At 40.6% G+C, this 18,128-nt stretch carries 18 protein-coding genes and 1 other annotated feature; of the genes, 4 read left to right on the top strand and 14 right to left on the bottom strand.

All coding sequences use genetic code 11. From position 1 onward, the window contains the following. Window positions 1–27: 27 nt before the first annotated feature. The gene (locus A3O17_RS04975) at window positions 28–801 is read right to left on the bottom strand and encodes an inositol monophosphatase family protein (RefSeq protein ID WP_191979123.1); all 774 of its coding nucleotides are present in this window, start codon (window positions 799–801) and stop codon (window positions 28–30) included. Then, window positions 798–1,076 (bottom strand): UPF0223 family protein, encoded by a 279-nt coding sequence (locus A3O17_RS04970; protein WP_064213045.1) that lies wholly within the window; start codon window positions 1,074–1,076, stop codon window positions 798–800. Before A3O17_RS04970 ends, A3O17_RS04975 begins: the two co-directional genes overlap by 4 nt. Window positions 1,077–1,180: 104 nt before the next feature. Here A3O17_RS04970 and def point away from each other — a divergent pair, with 104 nt between their 5' ends. Beyond that, entirely contained in the window at window positions 1,181–1,738 is a 558-nt protein-coding gene (gene def, locus A3O17_RS04965; RefSeq protein ID WP_057827745.1) for a peptide deformylase, read from the top strand. A 189-nt stretch (window positions 1,739–1,927) separates the two neighbouring features. Here the strand turns inward: def and A3O17_RS04960 are convergent, their stop codons facing one another. Beyond that, window positions 1,928–2,410 carry a hypothetical protein gene (locus A3O17_RS04960; protein WP_155728910.1) on the bottom strand — a complete coding sequence of 161 codons (483 nt, stop codon included), beginning with the start codon at window positions 2,408–2,410 and terminating at the stop codon, window positions 1,928–1,930. Between the two features lie 185 nt (window positions 2,411–2,595). On the opposite strand from A3O17_RS04960, the gene A3O17_RS04955 reads away from it, so the two are divergent. The 3 genes from A3O17_RS04955 (at window position 2,596) to A3O17_RS04945 (ending at window position 5,574) form a co-directional block, all read left to right on the top strand. After that, window positions 2,596–2,808 carry a DNA-directed RNA polymerase subunit epsilon gene (locus A3O17_RS04955; RefSeq protein ID WP_057827743.1) on the top strand — a complete coding sequence of 71 codons (213 nt, stop codon included), beginning with the start codon at window positions 2,596–2,598 and terminating at the stop codon, window positions 2,806–2,808. A gap of 3 nt (window positions 2,809–2,811) precedes the next feature. Continuing rightward, a complete protein-coding gene (gene rnjA / locus A3O17_RS04950; RefSeq protein ID WP_064208148.1) occupies window positions 2,812–4,491 on the top strand; it encodes a ribonuclease J1 in 1,680 nt (559 codons plus the stop codon). Window positions 4,492–4,617: 126 nt separating this feature from the next. Beyond that, complete coding sequence (locus A3O17_RS04945) at window positions 4,618–5,574, top strand: diacylglycerol/lipid kinase family protein (protein ID WP_064213026.1); 957 nt, start codon at window positions 4,618–4,620, stop codon at window positions 5,572–5,574. A gap of 141 nt (window positions 5,575–5,715) precedes the next feature. Here A3O17_RS04945 and recD2 read toward each other — a convergent pair whose 3' ends face one another. The 11 genes from recD2 to A3O17_RS04890 form a co-directional block, all read right to left on the bottom strand. Continuing rightward, window positions 5,716–8,199, bottom strand: coding sequence for an SF1B family DNA helicase RecD2 (gene recD2 / locus A3O17_RS04940; RefSeq protein ID WP_064213043.1), 2,484 nt, complete (start codon window positions 8,197–8,199; stop codon window positions 5,716–5,718). Next, window positions 8,192–8,866, bottom strand: a complete 675-nt coding sequence (locus A3O17_RS04935; protein WP_064213025.1) for a tetratricopeptide repeat protein — start codon at window positions 8,864–8,866, stop codon at window positions 8,192–8,194. Before A3O17_RS04935 ends, recD2 begins: the two co-directional genes overlap by 8 nt. A gap of 11 nt (window positions 8,867–8,877) precedes the next feature. Next, on the bottom strand, window positions 8,878–9,540 hold the full coding sequence (locus A3O17_RS04930) for a histidine phosphatase family protein (RefSeq protein WP_064207759.1): 663 nt from the start codon (window positions 9,538–9,540) through the stop codon (window positions 8,878–8,880). A gap of 93 nt (window positions 9,541–9,633) precedes the next feature. Then, on the bottom strand, window positions 9,634–10,761 hold the full coding sequence (mnmA, locus tag A3O17_RS04925; RefSeq protein WP_064207760.1) for a tRNA 2-thiouridine(34) synthase MnmA: 1,128 nt from the start codon (window positions 10,759–10,761) through the stop codon (window positions 9,634–9,636). 128 nt (window positions 10,762–10,889) lie between these two features. Then, window positions 10,890–11,231 carry a DUF1831 domain-containing protein gene (locus tag A3O17_RS04920; protein ID WP_064213024.1) on the bottom strand — a complete coding sequence of 114 codons (342 nt, stop codon included), beginning with the start codon at window positions 11,229–11,231 and terminating at the stop codon, window positions 10,890–10,892. Between the two features lie 11 nt (window positions 11,232–11,242). Next, window positions 11,243–12,397, bottom strand: a complete 1,155-nt coding sequence (locus A3O17_RS04915; protein ID WP_057827735.1) for a cysteine desulfurase family protein — start codon at window positions 12,395–12,397, stop codon at window positions 11,243–11,245. Window positions 12,398–12,399: 2 nt separating this feature from the next. Further along, window positions 12,400–13,092 (bottom strand): 5'-methylthioadenosine/adenosylhomocysteine nucleosidase, encoded by a 693-nt coding sequence (locus A3O17_RS04910; protein ID WP_064207763.1) that lies wholly within the window; start codon window positions 13,090–13,092, stop codon window positions 12,400–12,402. A 9-nt stretch (window positions 13,093–13,101) separates the two neighbouring features. After that, entirely contained in the window at window positions 13,102–13,467 is a 366-nt protein-coding gene (locus tag A3O17_RS04905) for a hypothetical protein (RefSeq protein WP_064213023.1), read from the bottom strand. A 4-nt stretch (window positions 13,468–13,471) separates the two neighbouring features. After that, window positions 13,472–14,014: an NUDIX hydrolase gene (locus tag A3O17_RS04900; protein WP_064213022.1), complete on the bottom strand. Its 543-nt coding sequence runs from the start codon at window positions 14,012–14,014 to the stop codon at window positions 13,472–13,474. A gap of 255 nt (window positions 14,015–14,269) precedes the next feature. Next, complete coding sequence (gene ileS, locus A3O17_RS04895; RefSeq protein ID WP_064213021.1) at window positions 14,270–17,065, bottom strand: isoleucine--tRNA ligase; 2,796 nt, start codon at window positions 17,063–17,065, stop codon at window positions 14,270–14,272. 33 nt (window positions 17,066–17,098) lie between these two features. Further along, window positions 17,099–17,311: a binding site (T-box leader), on the bottom strand. Next, entirely contained in the window at window positions 17,299–18,093 is a 795-nt protein-coding gene (locus A3O17_RS04890) for a DivIVA domain-containing protein (RefSeq protein WP_064207767.1), read from the bottom strand. (Overlaps the previous feature by 13 nt.) Between the last annotated feature and the right edge of the window lie 35 nt (window positions 18,094–18,128).

Below are 18,128 nucleotides of genomic sequence, written 5' to 3'. Positions count from 1 at the left end.
AAACTGTGACCACCGCCACAGTTAATATTAGGCATTGATAATTTGATTAATTTTCTCGTTTGCGCTTCTTGTCGATACTAATACAACTTTTGATGATAGCACATCAATATCCGTTCCGTCAATCGCCTGAACAACTAAACCAAGTTCTTCAGTAAGAATCTTTCCGGCCGCATAATCCCAGGCATGCAACCGTGAAACGTACCCCAATGTTTTCCCCGTTAAAACATTAATAAATTCAATTCCTGCACTGCCATACATACGAACTCCGGAAGCTTCACGCGCAATTTCCTGAAAATGATATTCATCATTTAAAATCATCGGTAAGCCTGCTCCTAAAAGACCGTCACGCAGCGTTAAATCTTGCGGCGCCTTTAACCGTTTAAAGTTACAGTAAACGCCGATCGATTTCCCGCCCCAATAAAGTTTATTATTTTGGATATCCAGAATGTAGCCCAAAATCGGTTGATGATTTTGATAAACCGCAATCATGCTAGCAAAGTTATCCTGTTGCTTGACAAAATTCATCGTGCCATCAATCGGGTCGATCACGAAAAAGAGCCCGTCAGCATCTTGCAAGGCATCCTTTTCGCTTTCCTCACCCATGATTTTCGCATCCGGAAAGCTTTCATGAATGTGATCAATATAAAACTTTTCGATTTTTTTATCCATATTAGTTACCAAGTCATTACGGTTTGATTTCGTGTTGATATCCAATTTCGTATCAAAGCTTGCAAGAATCATCTCGCGTGCTTCAAACATCCACCGTTTAATTTTTTCGTCAATTACTTGCCATTCCATTATTTTTCCACCTTTACATGTTCTTTAGATGAATTGCTTACCGTTTTAATTGCTTGATAAATACTGTATCCTGATAATTCCTTGAATTTACGGTCAAGTTGCTTTTGAGCTGCAATCGATGGTTCAATCGTCTTAAACTTCCGGACCATTTTCATGAACTCATTCTTTGCAACGCCTGTCGTATAAGCATCTTCAACCTGAGCATAAAACTCAACCATTGTGATGATCTCATCCTTGGACCATTCCGGCATCAACGGATATTCATAATTTTCTTTCATGTCCACCAATCACCCTTTTTAGATTTAAGATATAACTCTAAAATCATTATACTTTGTGGTATGATTAATGGTAAAGCATTAATCGTAATAAGGAGGAAATTTACATGATTACAATGGATAACATTATCCGTGAAGGTCATCCAACACTGCGCAAGCGGGCTGAAAAATTAACCTTCCCCTTATCAGAAGAAGATCAAAAACTTGCCCATGATTTAATGGAATTTCTTGAAAATAGTCAAGATGAAAAAATTGCTGAAAAGTATCATTTACGCGCAGGTGTCGGATTAGCCGCCCCGCAAGTTGACCGTTCAATTCGGATGACAGCGGTCCTTGTTCCGGGAGCTGAAGGTGAAGAACCGATTTTTAAACATGTTCTCGTTAATCCAACGATCGTCAGTGAATCAGTTCAAAAAGCTGCGTTAGCAGAAGGTGAAGGCTGTCTTTCAGTTGACCGCGATGTTCCAGGGTATGTGCCGCGGGCTGATCGAATCAAACTTCGCTGGTTTGATCTTGACGGCAATGAACATGTTCAACGATTAAAAGATTATCCTGCAATCGTTGTTCAACATGAAATTGATCACTTAAATGGAATTTTATTCTTTGACCATATCAATAAGGATAATCCATTCAGTGCTCCTGAGGGAACTTTGATTTTAGAATAATTGATTGAAATAAAGAGGTTGTGATATAAGTCACAACCTCTTTGTTATATCCGCATAATCGGGTTCCAAAACAAACGAGCTGTGTGGTGACGCGAAGCTAATTCGAAAACCTCCGAATCTATGCTCCGCGATTCGTTCGCTTTTCTGCTTCCACCACGCTCGTTTTTAACGTTTTGTCACACCTTCTTTTTAATTTGTTCGATCTGATTTGGCAACATCTTCAACATACGACCACGTTTCAGCATTCGTAATGTGCGAAACATCGACGTGTAAGACCCCTGCAAAAATCCAAATATCCGATACAACAAATACTGGATGATCTTTATACGCAGCAAGATGTTTTTCATTTGCGTACGCTTGCAATTTTTCGGTTAATTCGTTCTTAATTTTAGCAAGATCCTGGGTTTCAACTTGAGGAACCTCAATTGAATATTCAAATGCCGTCACTTTACTTCCCCAAATATTTGAAACAAATTCCGAATGTAATTTAACCGGTTGATCAAAACTAATCAACGAAATTTGCTGAATTGCCGCTGTAAAAGCTTCATCCGTGATCTTCTGACTTTCTTTTTGAACTAAAAGTAAAGCCTTCTTTTTCTTTTGATTTTTCCAAACTAAAATTGTGACCCCAGCAACCAAAATAACCATGATTATCAAAATCCACTTTAGCATTTTAATCACCTACCGCCTTTATTATAAAACACGTTGCTTTGATTCACTAAATTAGAACATTTATTTCCGAATTGATTTGCTTTCTATACTTAATTTCTTCAATATGCTAAAATAGAAATAATTATTGTGTAAGCAATCCTTGTTCGGTAATTTTAAAACAATACATTATTAAAGGAGATTTTAGTATGATTTTTAAAGTATATTATCAACCAACCAAACGGATCAATCCGCGGCGTGAAAACACCGAAACTTTATATCTTGAAGCCAAGTCAGAAGTTGAAGCCCGGTTACTCGTTGAAGAAAATACAGAATACAACGTTGAATTTATCGAAGGCCTCGATGACAAGACTTTAGAATATGAAAAGCAAAGCGAGAACTTTAAGTTAACGGAGTTTTAGCCTATGAAACAGCTTAAAGTAAAAAATAATGAGACGGCTGTCTTTGCGATCGGCGGTCTTGGCGAAATTGGGAAGAACATGTACGGGGTCCAATTTCAAGATGAAATCATCGTGATCGATGCGGGAATCAAGTTTCCTGAAGATGATTTACTTGGAATCGACTACGTCATTCCGAATTTCCAATACCTCGTCGCTAACAAACAGAAAGTTAAAGCCCTTGTAATTACTCACGGTCACGAAGACCACATTGGGGGAATTCCATATTTACTTAAGGAAATCAATGTCCCGATTTATGCCGGACCCCTTCCCCTTGCATTGATCAAGAGCAAACTTGAAGAACATGGATTACTTCGGACAGCCGAGTTACATGAAATTAATGAAGACACTGTTCTTAAATTCAGAAAAACAAGTGTTTCATTTTTCAGAACGACCCACTCGATTCCGGATACTTTAGGAGTTGCGGTTAAAACCCCATCCGGCACGATCGTTGAAACTGGAGACTACAAGTTTGATCTGACACCGATCACCCACCAGCCACCGAACCTGCAAAAGATGGCTAAATTAGGTTCAGATGGTGTTTTGTGTCTTCTTTCAGATAGTACGAATGCTGAAATTCCAAACTTCACGAAATCTGAAAAATGGGTTGGCCATTCAATTCGTCACATTTTTGAAAAGGTTGATGGCCGGATCATCTTTGCTACCTTTGCTTCAAACATTTCACGAATTCAGCAAGCAGCTGATGCCGCTATTAAACGCGGACGGAAGATTGCTGTCTTCGGAAGAAGTATGGAAGCTGCAATCGTAAACGGACGCGAGTTAGGATACCTTGACATCCCAGAAGATGCAATCGTCGATGCGCGGGATATTAATAATCTTCCTGCAAATCAAGTCATGATTTTATGTACGGGATCACAAGGTGAACCAATGGCAGCGTTAAGTCGAATTGCAAATGGAACCCACCGGCAAGTGTCAATTCAACCTGGTGATACGGTCGTCTTCTCAAGTTCACCAATTCCAGGAAACACAACCAGTGTTAACCGGGTAATCAATGAACTTGAAGAAGCCGGCGCCAATGTAATCCACGGAAAGGTCAATAACATTCACGCTTCCGGTCACGGTGGCCAAGAAGAACAGAAATTAATGTTACGGCTGATCAAACCAAAATTCTTCATGCCGATTCACGGTGAATACCGGATGTTAAAGATCCATACTGAATTAGCTGAAGAATGTGATATTCCGCAAGACCGTTCATTTATCCTTGAAAACGGTGATGTTTTGGCATTAACGGCAGATTCTGCCCGGGTTGCTGGTCACTTCAATGCAAGTGATGTTTACGTTGACGGTTCCGGAATCGGCGATATCGGCAACATTGTCTTACGTGATCGGCGGGCCCTTTCAGAAGAAGGATTAGTTGTCGTTGTCGCAACGATCGATATGAAGAAACATAAGATCATTGCCGGACCTGATTTTCTCTCACGGGGATTCATCTACATGCGTGAATCTGGAGAATTGATCAGTAAAGGCAAACGGCGGATTGCTCGAACAATCAACCGGGTTCTTAAAAACAATAAAAAAATTACTGAAGCAATGATCAAAGATGCCATTATTTCTGATTTGCAATTATTCCTTTATGAACAAACAGAACGGCATCCAATGATTTTACCAATGCTTGTAACAATTTAAATCGAGTAAAAAGATTGCGCTATTCGGCGCAATCTTTTTTGTTGATTTGACTAAATAATTTGGCTTGTAATTTTTTTGTAACATGAGATAATTATTCTAGATAAGATCAATAAGGGAGCGGAAAAAATGAAATCATTTTACGTGATTGCAAATCCACACGCGAATTTAGGCAAATCCCAAAAAGACTGGGAACAAATTCAAAAATATCTAGATGAACATGCCGTGGATTACCGTGCAACCGAAACAAGCGTTGCCGGCGACGCGCAAGCCGATATTCAAGCTTTCCTTAAAAATCTTGATTACGCGGACTATGAAAAATACGTCGTCCTCGTGATTGGTGGCAATGGAACTTTAAATGAGGTGTTAACGGGAATTAAAGAAGCCGATGTGCATGATTTACCGCTTGCCTTTATCTGCACCAGCAACCATCATCAATTTGCTGATCAGCTTGGGATTGCGCCTAATCCCCTCGTTGCCCTTAAACAAATTTTAAATGCAACCGAAGCGGTTCAATATTCATTGATTCAATACTATGAATCTAATCATGAAGAAACCGGTTATTTTTTAGATAACTATTCGATTGGAATGGCAGCCAACCTTGCCAATCTTCGTTCCCGCGAACATCACCACTGGTTGCGGACGCACTGTCGGTGGCTTGCAAACGTCATTGATATTTGCAAAGCATATTACAATAGTGCCGATGCTTTTAGTGCAACCTTGCGAATCGGCCATAAGTATAAATTTTACAAACGGGCATTTATCGTTAACCTTCAAAATCGAACACAAGAAAGTGACTTTTCAAACAATGATCAACCAATTGAGATCACCATCGTTGATCGGGTCAACATTTTCTTATTTTTGATTTTTGTTGCGACCCGAAAATTCGGTGACCCGACTAAATTGCCATTTGTTCACCATTGGCGGACTGATAATCTTCACATTACTGTTAACTCGCTTGAACAAACCCAAGTCGATTGTCGTGAGTTGGGTGGTAAATATAACGATCTTTATTTAAAACTGATCAATTATCCGTTTTGGATCAATGCTGACAGCGTTTCGTTGGAGGAACGCCGGCAAAAATAAGAGGCTGTGACATAAGTCGCAGTCTCTTTGCTATCTTCGCATAATCGGGTTCCAAAACAAACGAGCTATGTGGAAGTTCGAAAACCGCCGAATCTATGCTGGCGCGATTCGTTCGCTTTTCTGCTTCCACCACACTCGTTTTTAACGTTTTGTCACACCTTGGGTTTTTGTTTCCATAAAATCTTTTGGCTGAATCCCGTTCATTCCAATCAGCGGATCAATTTTTCCACTTTCAATCATTGAATTCGTTAGCAAATTTGAATTTTGATTTAATTCTTGATCATCCGACTCCGCTGTCTCACTTTCATCTTCACTGACAGGATCCTCGATTAGGCTTACCTTTTCGTGGTCGCCAAACGCTTCCCAAAGCATTTCTTTCAATCCCGTTTGCCGGTTTGATGAAACGATTGAAACTGACTTTTTAAATGCCTCGACTTCACCTAATAAAACCAGTTTTTGCTTTGCCCGGCTAACTGCCGTATAAAGTAAATTTCGCGCAAACATTCGTGAAAATTGACGAACCATTGGTAAGATGATCAGCGGGAATTCGCCCCCCTGCGATTTATGAATCGACATGCAGTACGCAAGGGTCAGCTGGTTCCAATTACGTTTCTCATAACCAACTTCATTTCCGTCAAAATCAACGATTATTTTATCTGCTGGAATATGATTTTTGGCACTTTTAAGATCGATTCCAATTACCTTTCCAATATCGCCATTGAAGATATTGTGTTCTGGATCATTCACAAGTTGCAAAACGCGATCCCCGATTCGAAAAACCTGTTGATTGACCTGAACTTCCTTTCGCCCGCGTTTTGCGGGGTTAACAATGGCCTGCATCCGATTATTTAAATTATCAATTCCGGCCACTCCCTTATACATTGGAGCAAGCACTTGCAGATCATCAATTGAATTTCCTTTACTCAGCCACAATTGAACAACCTGTTCAAGCACATCCGGAACTTGAAACGCATTGCATGCGATAAATGAACGATCGGCATGTTGTTGCGTAAAATCCGGTGGCAACTGCCCCTGCTGAATACTGTGTGACAATTCAACGATCGATGAATCATCCGATTGGCGATAAATTCGCGTTAGTTCTTTCTTCGGTAGTTCATCACTTTCAAGTAAATCCGCAAAAACCTGTCCCGGACCAACTGATGGTAACTGATCCTTATCGCCGACAAAAATCACCTGCATGTTATATGGAATTGCGCCTAACAAAACATCCATTAACTCCGTATCAACCATTGACGTTTCATCAATGATCAATAGGTCGCCTGAAAGCTCATCCACCTTACTTTCTGACAACTCCTCATCATGCCCGTTGATTCCAAGTAACCGGTGAATCGTTCTTGCTGGCAAACCGGTTGTTTCCGTCATCCGTTTAGCGGCCCGGCCGGTCGGAGCAGCCAATAAAATTGGAAGATGCGAGTCGTCTTTTTGCTGTTGGATCCGTTCAAGATCAATTCCATTTAACTCCGCGAACATTGCCACGATTCCATTAATAATGGTCGTTTTCCCTGTTCCAGGTCCTCCAGTTAACAAAAAACACCGCGAATTAAGCGCCGTAAAAATTGCATCCTGTTGGACATCATCATACTGAATTCCAAGATGACGTTCAATTCGTCGTAAAATTTTGGCAAGCTTCTTTTCGTCATAATTTTTTTGATCCTGATTCGTCACAATCGTATATAATTTATTGGCAATTCCATGTTCTTCATGATAAAGCCGGCGAACATAAATATGCTGTTGATCCGCAACGATTCGGTGTTTCTTCTCAAGTTCGATAATCTGATCAGCAACCATTTCCGGATCGATTGCCGTTTGCCGGCCCTTTTCAAGCAACGTGATCGCATTTTCAATCACCTGCCGACTCGTTGCATACGTATTGCCGCTTTCATAGCAAAGATCATTTAAAACCTGAAAAATCGCCCCGCGAATTCGGACCGCTGAATCATCCTTGATCCCAATTTGCATTGCAATTTGATCAGCCTTCACGAACCCAATTCCATCAATATCAATTGATAGTTGATACGGATTTTCATTGATCACCGTCAATGACTTTTCATGATACTTGGCAAAAATCTTAGCTGAAATTTTGTTTGAAAAGCCGTAATTATTCAACCCAATGATGATGGTATCGGTTTGGTTATTATCCTTAATCCCTTCAATCAGGGTTTGTGCTTGCCGGGAGCTTAAACCAAGTCCCTGTGCGCGTTCAGGGTCCTGAATCAATAAGTTCAAGGCATCATCGCCTAAAATTTTAACAATTCGTTCAGCTGATTTTTTCCCAATTCCTGGGAATTTATCACTTGAAAAATAATGAACGAGGCCTTCCGTCGTATCCGGAACATCAACTTCGTACGTTTCCGCCTTGAATTGTTTGCCGTAACGCGGATGATCAACGACATGACCGATAAACCGGTACTCATTTTCTTCCTGCAAATTTGCAAAATCACCCGTCACCGTGATCGTGTGCTCTTTCCAGTCAAAGTTCGTTTCCTTCACACTAATTAAAATTACCTTGTAGAAACTATCATTACTTTGGAAAAAGACACTTTTGACCCGGCCCTTTACAAACTGCTGTTCATTTTGAATTAACTCTTGCTGGGTGTTATTCATCATCTTGATCCTTTGACTTAATTGCACGTTGAACGTCGCTTAATCGTTCTTGCATCCGGTCATAATAATCCTGATCGAGTTGCTTGACCTTGTTAAAATACTCATCTGCCGCTTCCGGACTTTCCTGAGTAAACTTGATCACTCCCAGTTGAAAGAGAGCACGTAAATCAGTATCATCCATCTCTAGCACTTGTTGGTAAAAGTCTTCTGCCTGATCAAACTTTCCTAACGCTAAAAAGCAATCTGCTAATAATCGTTTCGGTTCCTTATTTTGCGGCATTTCATCACTCGCCGTTAATGCAAAAACCATTGCTTGCTGGTACTTTTGCTGAGCATAATTTGCTTGACCGATCATTAAGTACGCTTCCACCTTTAGTTTGTGATCCGTAACCTTTTGAAACGCTTGAATCGCTTCATCGTATAGTCCTGCTGAATAAAAAACATTTCCAAGACCGTAAGTTAAGAGGTCAACTTTAGCTGGTTGATCGTTGAAAATGTTGATTGCCCGCTTAAAAAGTTCTTCTGCCTGGGGAAAACTTTGCATTTCAGTTAAAATCGTTCCCAGTTGATAATAATTATCCACATTATAAGGATCCTGATCAATTGCTTGAACTAACTTATGGGTTGCTTTTTCAGCTTCTTGCGTCTTTTTATCTTCTTCTGCCATCTTCTCATTCCTTAAATAATATCCGTCGGGTCTAATTTCCGCTTTAAATAGTCGGTCTTATTCCATGCAATGCATTTAAAATGCTCGCCGTCCGTTGTTTTCAAAATGGTTGTACTCGTGTTAGCCAAGCCGCCACGTTCACGAATTTTAGCCAACGGAACGCCCAATAAATGCCGGGTTTCCGCTCCCAATGCGGCTCCATGGCTGACAACCAAAATATTATCTTCCGGATAACGCTGATAAATTGCTTGAATCTTCGGCGTCATTCGCTTAAATAATTCTTCATATGATTCCCCATCAATTGCAGTTGGATCATATTTATCAGGATGGTAACGAAAATTTTCAACCATTTCGGGATACTGCTTTTCAGCATCCACAAACTTCATTTTTTCCATTTTTCCCAAATTAAATTCCATAAATGCCGGATCGGCTTCAATTTTTAATCCAGGTTGATCAAGATTTTTGTTAATTTCTTGCGCCGTTGTCATCGTCCGCTTCAGGGGACTGCAGTAAATCTTCGCAAACCGAATCTTCTCACTATTAAAATACGCAGCTAATTGCTTGATCTCTTCATAACTTTCTGGAAGAAGCGGTGAATCACCATGTGATCCTTGGTAGCGCCCTTCCAAATTCCATTCTGTTTTTCCATGTCTTACAAAATAAAAAGTCGTCATTTCAATTTCCTCTTTAACATATTTAGTTTAATTATACATCAAAAAATAGAGGCTGTGAGCTCACCCACGCCTCTAGTCGTAATCTGATTTTAATTAAACATATTGTAAAAGTTTGCCTTCTTGATATGCATGATCGATCGTTCCGCTTCCAAGGCATTCTTCACCATCATACAAGACAACTTCTTGCCCTGGGGTAACTGCCCGTGCCGGATCATCAAATTCAACGGTCATTGCTGTATGATCATCATTTAAATGAACGGTGACGCCGCAGTCTTTTTGCCGATAACGGAATTTAGCCGTACAGTGAAAATCATTTCCGTAACGATCGATTGGTGCAACGAAACTCAACTGGCTTGCATCCAGACTGGTTGCGTATAAGTGTTCGTTGTGATATCCCTGACCAACGTATAAGGTATTGGTCTTAATATCCTTGCCAACCACAAACCATGGTTCGTTACTCTTGCCATCACCGCCGATTCCTAATCCGCGCCGCTGGCCAATTGTGTAATTCATTAATCCGTAATGTTGCCCCTTAACTTCGCCTTCAAAGGTCTTCATTACTCCTGGTTGAGCTGGTAAGAATTCACCTAAGAACTTACTGAAATTTCGTTCCCCAATGAAACAAACCCCGGTTGAATCCTTTTTGTGAGCAGTTGCCAATCCGGCTTCTTCAGCGATTCGCCGAACTTCGGATTTTTGCATCCCGCCAATCGGAAACATTGCCTTTTGCAAATGCTTTTGGGTCAACTGGCTTAAGAAGTAGGTCTGGTCTTTATTCGGATCTGCACCGCGAAGCATATGCACGGTCCCGTCTTCATCCCGCCGAATTTGAGCGTAGTGCCCCATTGCAATGTAATCAGCATCAAGTTCCATTGCATAGTCTAAAAATGCTTTGAACTTAACTTCCTTATTACACAAAACGTCAGGATTAGGAGTCCGCCCACGTTTATATTCATCAAGGAAATATGAGAAAACATTGTCCCAATATTCCTTTTCAAAATTGACTGAATAGTATGGAATGCCAATTTCAGCAGCAACCTTGGCAACATCTTGATAATCTTCGGTTACCGTGCAGACGCCACTGTCGTTTTTTTCATCCCAATTTTTCATAAAAACGCCGACAACATCGTAGCCTTGTTGCTTAAGCAAGTACGCTGAAACTGATGAATCAACGCCGCCGCTCATTCCAACAACGACACGTGTCTTGCTGTTATCTTTCATAAACTCACCATCATTTCATTTAGATTCTGAATCATCAACGATTTGAAGGTCGTTTTGTCCAGTAATGTTAATTATAAACGCGAAAAGCCTCCCATTGCAAGGAGGCTTTCTTACTTTTGATAAGCAAATTATGCTTTTTCAATAATTTGCCGTTCAATTAAATTATCAAGAATGAAGTTTAATTGTTCCAAGTGAGTATCAACGTCTCTCCCCTTGTGAACATCAACTTCACGCATTCCGTTAGCCGTTAACGTTGCCATCTTAAATTTCTTCAAATCAGCTTCAACGGTCATTTTAAATTTAAATCCTTGATTATACGGTGAATTTGGATCCAATGACCGTTCTAATTCGAATTTACCGGTCTTGGTTTCCATAAACCCAACATCCCGCAATGAATATTTTTTAATTTCCGGTGACAACCGGTATTTTTGATTATCACCCTTGATTTGATTTACTTCTGTAAAAGCCATCGAACTTCCTCCTATTTCTTTAAAAACCGATTGATGATTTTGACGATTTGGTCAACGGTCCGATCGATTTCCTCAGCGGTATTTTCCATCCCAAAGCTGAACCGAATTGATTCACGAATTCGAGGTGAATCTGAACCATACATTGCTTTTAAAACATGGGATGGTTCAAGCGAACCAGCCGTACATGCTGATCCTGCGGCAACCGCGATTCCATTCAGGTCCAAATTTGTAATGAAGGCATCATTCGGAATTCCCTTAAACCAAATGTTCAAAACATGCGGTAATTCGCCTGCATTCATTTTACCATTAATTTCAAAATCAATGTGGTTGGCTTTCAATCCGTCAGTCAATTGTTTTTTAAAGCCATAATACCGGTCACGCCGCCGTTGCTTTTCTTCGGAATTATCAATTTCGACTGCTTTAGCAAAGCCGGCAATTGCCGGAACATTTTCGGTTCCAGCGCGCCGCGTAAGTTCCTGATCGCCGCCCTTGATATACGAATCGAATTTGATTCCGTCTCGTTGATACAAAAATCCAAGAAACTTTGGTCCATTCAGTTTATGAGCGGACGTTGACAGCAAATCAATGTGATCAGCCTGGACATCAATGTCCAACAGGCCGTATGCTTGAACGGCATCCGTGTGGAACCATGCATTTGAATCCGCAACAATTTCACCGATCTCATGAATCGGCATTTTGCTCCCGACTTCGTTATTTCCAGTCATCACTGAAACTAAAATCGTATCATCGCGTAATTCCTTCTTCAAATCATCCAGACTGATCTCACCATTTTGATCAACTGGCAAATACGTAACCTCAAATCCCTGTGTTTCAAGATACTGCATCGGCTTCAAAACTGCTTCATGTTCAACCGCAGTCGTAATAATATGCCGGCCTTCATTTTGCCGCTTCATCGCCGTTTGAATAATTGCGGTGTTATCACTTTCTGTACCGCCGCTTGTAAAGATAATTTCATTATCAAGCCGTGCGTTGATCGACTGAGCAATTACATGGCGGCTCCGGTCCAAAATTGACCGGGCTTCTCTTCCCCATGAATTGACCGCTGACGCATTGCCGAAATTATTTTGCATTGCATCCGCAATAACCTTGACAACCGCCGGATCCATCGGGGTGGTTGCCGCATTATCTAAATAAATCCTTTCCATTTTTATGCCTCTTCTGATAATAAAGTTAAAATCATTTTTGCAGACCGTTTTCCTGCATCAATTACAAATTCATCAAATGATTGGCTTGCTTCTTCATCACCAACATCTGACATTGCCCGAATAACTAAATATGGAATGTTGAATTCATGGGCAACTTGACCAACAGCAGCCCCTTCCATTTCGCTGCAAAGGGCATCCGGGAAAATGCTCTTGATTTGATTGATCTTGGCAGTTGAATTGATAAATTGATCACCCGTAACGATCAAGCCTTCCCGAACTGGTAATCCGTTTTCTTCAGCCGCTTTCTTGACTGCTTCACGAAGGTGAGCATCCGCTTCAAAAATTTGCGGTTGTCCCGGCATTTGACCCATTTTATACCCAAACGCCGTTGAATCCGCATCATGATATGCTGTCCCGGTTGAAAGAACAACATCGCCAACGTGCATTCCATCACCAATTCCCCCAGCAGAACCAGAGTTAATAATGCAGTCAACGTGGAAATTATTTGCCAAAAATGCAGTGTTGACTGCTGCTTGGACTTTACCGATTCCTGATTGAACAAGCACAACTTCATGCCCATTAATCGTTCCGGTATAGTATTTCATGTCAGCAATTGATTGTTCTTGCTTATCTGCTAACTTTTCAACCAACGTTTTAATTTCTTCTTCCATTGCACAAATAATACCGTATTTCATTGTTTCCTCCTAAAAATTAACAAATCGCATAATCAAATACGTAATAATGATCAATCCGATTAAAATCCAAATTACTTTATTTAATTTTTTTCCTAATAACCGGGCTTTCCGTTCATTTTCCTCATCCTGATCCCGTTTCTTTTGTTCTGCCCGGGAGAGAATCCCATCATCATTCGTGTTAGTCTTTTCAGAATGGTCAGCCTTACGAAAACGGGTCAGAAAAGAATTTTCACTTTCATCGATTGCTTGATGCCGCCGAAGCCTTTTGTCATCAGGTTCATCCGTAAAACTTGGAGTCTTGCTTCTTCTTAACGGTTCATTTGAATTATCATTTTCCTGATCATAAAAGTGGCGTCCTTCGTTATCCCAACTCATTGACCTACCCCATCATTTGCCAAAACATAACCGCCATCATTGTTTTCGCATCACAAATCTCACCGCGACTGATTGCCTCCTGAACTTCTTTCGGCGATAATTCGACCAATTCAAGAAATTCATCGTCATCCTGCGGTAATTCGTCCTTAACAGCCTTTAATCCGACCGCATGGTATAAATACATCAATTCATCAGCAAATCCTGGTGAAGTGTAAAACTTCGTAACTAATTCAAACTGGTCAGCGGCAAACCGGGTTTCTTCATTTAATTCCCGCCGCGCCGTTTTTTCCGGATCATCATGTTCACTGGGTTCAATTTTTCCAGCTGGAATTTCAAGGGTAACCTTCTTTAAAGGCTCACGCCATTGACGAATCATTACAATTTTATTCGAATCGGTAATGGCAATCACCCCAACAGCTCCTTGATGCCGGATAACTTCGCGAACTGCTTCCTTACCATTGGGAAGTTTAACGACTTCTTTATCTAAATGAACAACTTTCCCATTATAGATATTTTCAGTTGATAAGGTCTTTTCTTTAAAATCCATTTTGCATTCCTCATTTTATCTCACTTTAACTCTAATGATAGCAGAGATATTCTAAAAAATATAGTTCATTAAACGCTAAAAAAGACTGTGACAATAGTCGCAGTCTCTTTGCTATATTTGCATAATCGGGTTCCAAAACAAACGAGCTACTTGGAAGTTCGAAAACCTCCGAATCTATGCTCCGCGATTCGTTCGCTTTTCTGCTTCCACCACGCTCGTTTTTACTGTTTTGTCACACCTTCTTTTTATTCATTGTTAATCTTCTAACCCTTCTTCAACTGCTTCAGGGAAGTCATGCCGAATAATTTCCGCACAGTGAGCACAAACTTGTGGTAATTCTTGATCTGCACCCACATCGGTCTTGATCATCCGGCACCGTGGGCAAACCTCACCCGTTGCCTTTTCAATCTTAACCTTTACTTCATCATAATCATCTGCATCGGCAGGAGCTTCATCAATTGGAAGGATATCTAATGCTGAAACGATCATTGCTTGACGAATATCAGCATCTAAACTATCCAATTCCTGTTTGATTCCATCAGTGACGTACAACTTGACATGCGCTTCAAATGACTTTCCAATCATCTTATCATCCCGGGCAATTTCAAGTGACTTGTAAACATTTGACCGGACTTTCATGAAGCGGCTCCAGTTTTCAAGAAGCTTCTTTTGGCCATCATAATAGTTCACTGCCGGCATTTCTGATAATTGAGCAAATTCTTCTGGTTCATGCAAGTATTCCCAAACTTCTTCAGTTGTGTGTGGCAAAATTGGAGTTAACAGTTTTGCTAACCGAACAACGATGTCATACAAAACAGTTTGCATTGAACGCCGCTTGTGACCGTCAGCCTCTTCAATGTAGATAACATCCTTTGCAATATCAAGGTAAAATGCTGATAAGTCCGTGGTGATGAACTTAATGACCTTCTTGTAGATATCCATAAAGTCATACGTTGCATAGTCATCTAAAATTTCCTTTGTAAATTCATTTGCTTGAATTTGCATGTAACGATCAATGGCTTCAAGATCATCAAATGCCACTTGATTCTTTTCCGGATCAAAGTCTGCAACGTTTGAAAGCAAGAATCTGAAGGTGTTCCGAATCTTCCGGTAACTTTCCGCAATTTGTTGGAAGCTTCCCATTGAAACGCGAACGTCTGCTGATGTGTCAGCACTCAATACCCATAACCGGATAATTTCAGCACCCATTTGCTTGATCACGTCATTTGGAACAATTGTGTTTCCAAGTGATTTGCTCATCTTGTGGCCCTTTCCGTCAAGGGTAAATCCTTGTGAAATAACCTGTTTATACGGTGCTTTTCCTGAAACGGCAACACTGGTGATCATGCTTGAATTGAACCATCCACGGTATTGATCTGAACCTTCAAGAACTAAATCAGCCGGATATGTCAGGTAATCCCGTGAAGCAAGCACGCCTTGGTGAGATGAACCGGAATCGAACCAAACATCCATGATGTCGGTTTCTTTCGTAAACTTGCCGTTTGGCGAATGTTCACTGGTGAATCCTTCAGGCAAAAGATCCTTAGCATCCTTTTCAAACCAAATATTTGAACCACGCTTTTCAATCAATTGAGCAACATGTTCGATCGTTTCCGGAGTCATGATTGCTTCGCCGTCTTCGGCATAGAAGATTGGCAATGGAACTCCCCATACCCGTTGCCGTGAGATTACCCAATCGCCACGGTCGCGGATCATATTATGAAGCCGTTTTTGACCCCATTCTGGCATAAACTTCACGCTGTCAATGGCATCAAGAATATCATCCCGAATCTTATCAACCGATGCGAACCATTGCGGCGTTGCCCGGAAAATGATCGGTTTCTTGGTCCGCCAGTCAAATGGATAACTGTGTTCATAATCCATTTGCTTGATCAATGCATTTGAAGCTTTTAATTTATCCAATGAGATCTGGTTAGCATCTTCATAAAAGACGCCCGCAAAGTCTTCGCCGGCTTCATCCGTCAAGTATCCTTTGGCATCAACTGGAGCAAAAACATCCAAGCCATACTTCATTCCGACATTGTAGTCGTCTTCCCCAAATCCAGGAGCTGTGTGCACTAAACCAGTTCCGGCATCAAGCGTAACGAAGTCACCAAGCATTACAACTAATTTCCGTTCCGGATCAAATGGATGTTGTGCAAGGATGTTTTCCATATCAGCACCCTTGACCGTCTTCAATGTCTTAACATCTTTCCATCCAAATAATTCTGCGTCCTTTGCGAGCAATTCAGTTGCGATCACAAATTTCCGCGGATCATCGTCATGTTGAACAACTGAATATTCGTACTTCGCAGAAATTGTGATCCCTTCTGAGCCAGGAATTGTCCATGGCGTTGTTGTCCAGACAACCATGTATGTATCATCATCTAAGACGCCCTTACCATCAATAACCTTTTCACCGTAAAAGGCTGATGGTGAAGTTACGTCATGATATTCAACTTCGGCTTCGGCTAAGGCTGATTCAGATGACCATGACCAGTAAACTGGCTTCCGGCCCTTATAAATCAAGCCTTTTTCAGCCATCTTACCAAAGACGCGAACTTCTTGAGCTTCAAATTTAGGATCAAGGGTTACATATGGGTTATCCCATTCAGCAGAAATTCCTAACCGCTTAAAGTCTTGGCGTTGCTTATCAACTTGTTGTAAAGCATATTCCCGGCACTTTTCACGGAAATCAGCAATTGAAAGGGCCTTCCGATCAACCCCTTGCTTCTTCAGTTGTTGTTCAATTGGCAATCCATGAGTGTCCCATCCAGGAACATATGGTGCCCGGAAGCCCATCATTGACTTTGAACGAACGATAAAGTCCTTTGAAATCTTGTTCATGGCATGTCCCATGTGAATGTTTCCGTTTGCATATGGAGGGCCATCGTGCAAAACAAATGACGGTTTGCCTTCATTTAATTTTTGCCGTTTTTCATAAACTTTGTTTTCTTCCCATACCTTTTGTCTTTCAGCTTCTTTAACTGGAAGATTTCCACGCATTGGGAATTTAGTTCTACCCATATTCAAGGTTTTCTTAATTCGCATCGTTTTCTCCTTTCAAAAAAAATAATCCCATCCGCAAGGGACGAGATTATCGTGGTACCACCCAAATTTTAGATTATTAAATCTACTTTAATCACAAATAACGGTGTGAACCGAAAATGCTTACTTTGAATTCAGCATTTCAATCATTGAATGATGGCTTACCTTAAAGTGACTATCAACCTCTCACCATCGTTGACTCGCTTTGAAGTATTTAAAATAAGTCGTGTTTCAAATTAGTTTAAATCATCTGTGTCAGCAAAGTGTTGTCCTTGAAGGCCATTGTTTGAATCTTCAGGTTCACTTTGTGGAGTTGGTTCAGTCTCTGTTGTTGAATCATTGTTATCAGGGAAAACAACAACTGTTTCTGCTTGACCATCATCAGCAGGATTGATTTCAGGAGGATTTGGATCAACTGGTTGGAAGTTAAACTCTTCATCATCTTGGACTGGCTTAATTTCACGTGCAGTTTCTTTGTCCAACGTTTCGTCTTGACGAATTGCATCTTGAATTTCTTCATAGCTGCTTGTCTTACCTTGCTTCAAGATTTCGTCCCATTCGCTGCCCTTAACAACTTCTAATTGAGATTCCATCATTACTTGAAGTTTTTGCCGGAAAATCCGGGCTTGCTTCCGCAAATCATCAGTTTCAATTGCAAGTTTCTTAGCTTTCTTTGAAGCTTCATCAATGATATTCCGTGCCTTTTCATTTGCTTGGTCAATAATATCTTGACCTTGCTTTTGAGCTTCACGGTTAATAATTTCAGCTTCACGTTGTGAGTTTGCCTTAACCTTATCAGCTGCTTCTTGAGCAACAATAATTGACTGATTCAAAGAATCCTTCAAATCATTGAAGTATTTTAATTTTTCTTTATTTTGATCTAAGCTGTCACGAAGTGAATCATTTTCCTTTAACAAAGCTTCATAATCTTTGATAATTTGGTCTAAGAATTCGTTAACTTCATCTTGATCATAACCACGTAATTTTACGTGAAATTCTTTATTATGAATATCCAAGGGGGTCAAAGCCATCCCTATCACCTCCACTATAAGTCATTTTATCATTA

This window comes from Ligilactobacillus aviarius (assembly GCF_001654615.1).
Classification (GTDB): Bacteria; Bacillota; Bacilli; order Lactobacillales; family Lactobacillaceae; genus Ligilactobacillus; species Ligilactobacillus aviarius_B.
Note: the sequence above shows the minus strand (reverse complement) of the source record. Positions and strands in the feature narration are given on the sequence as shown.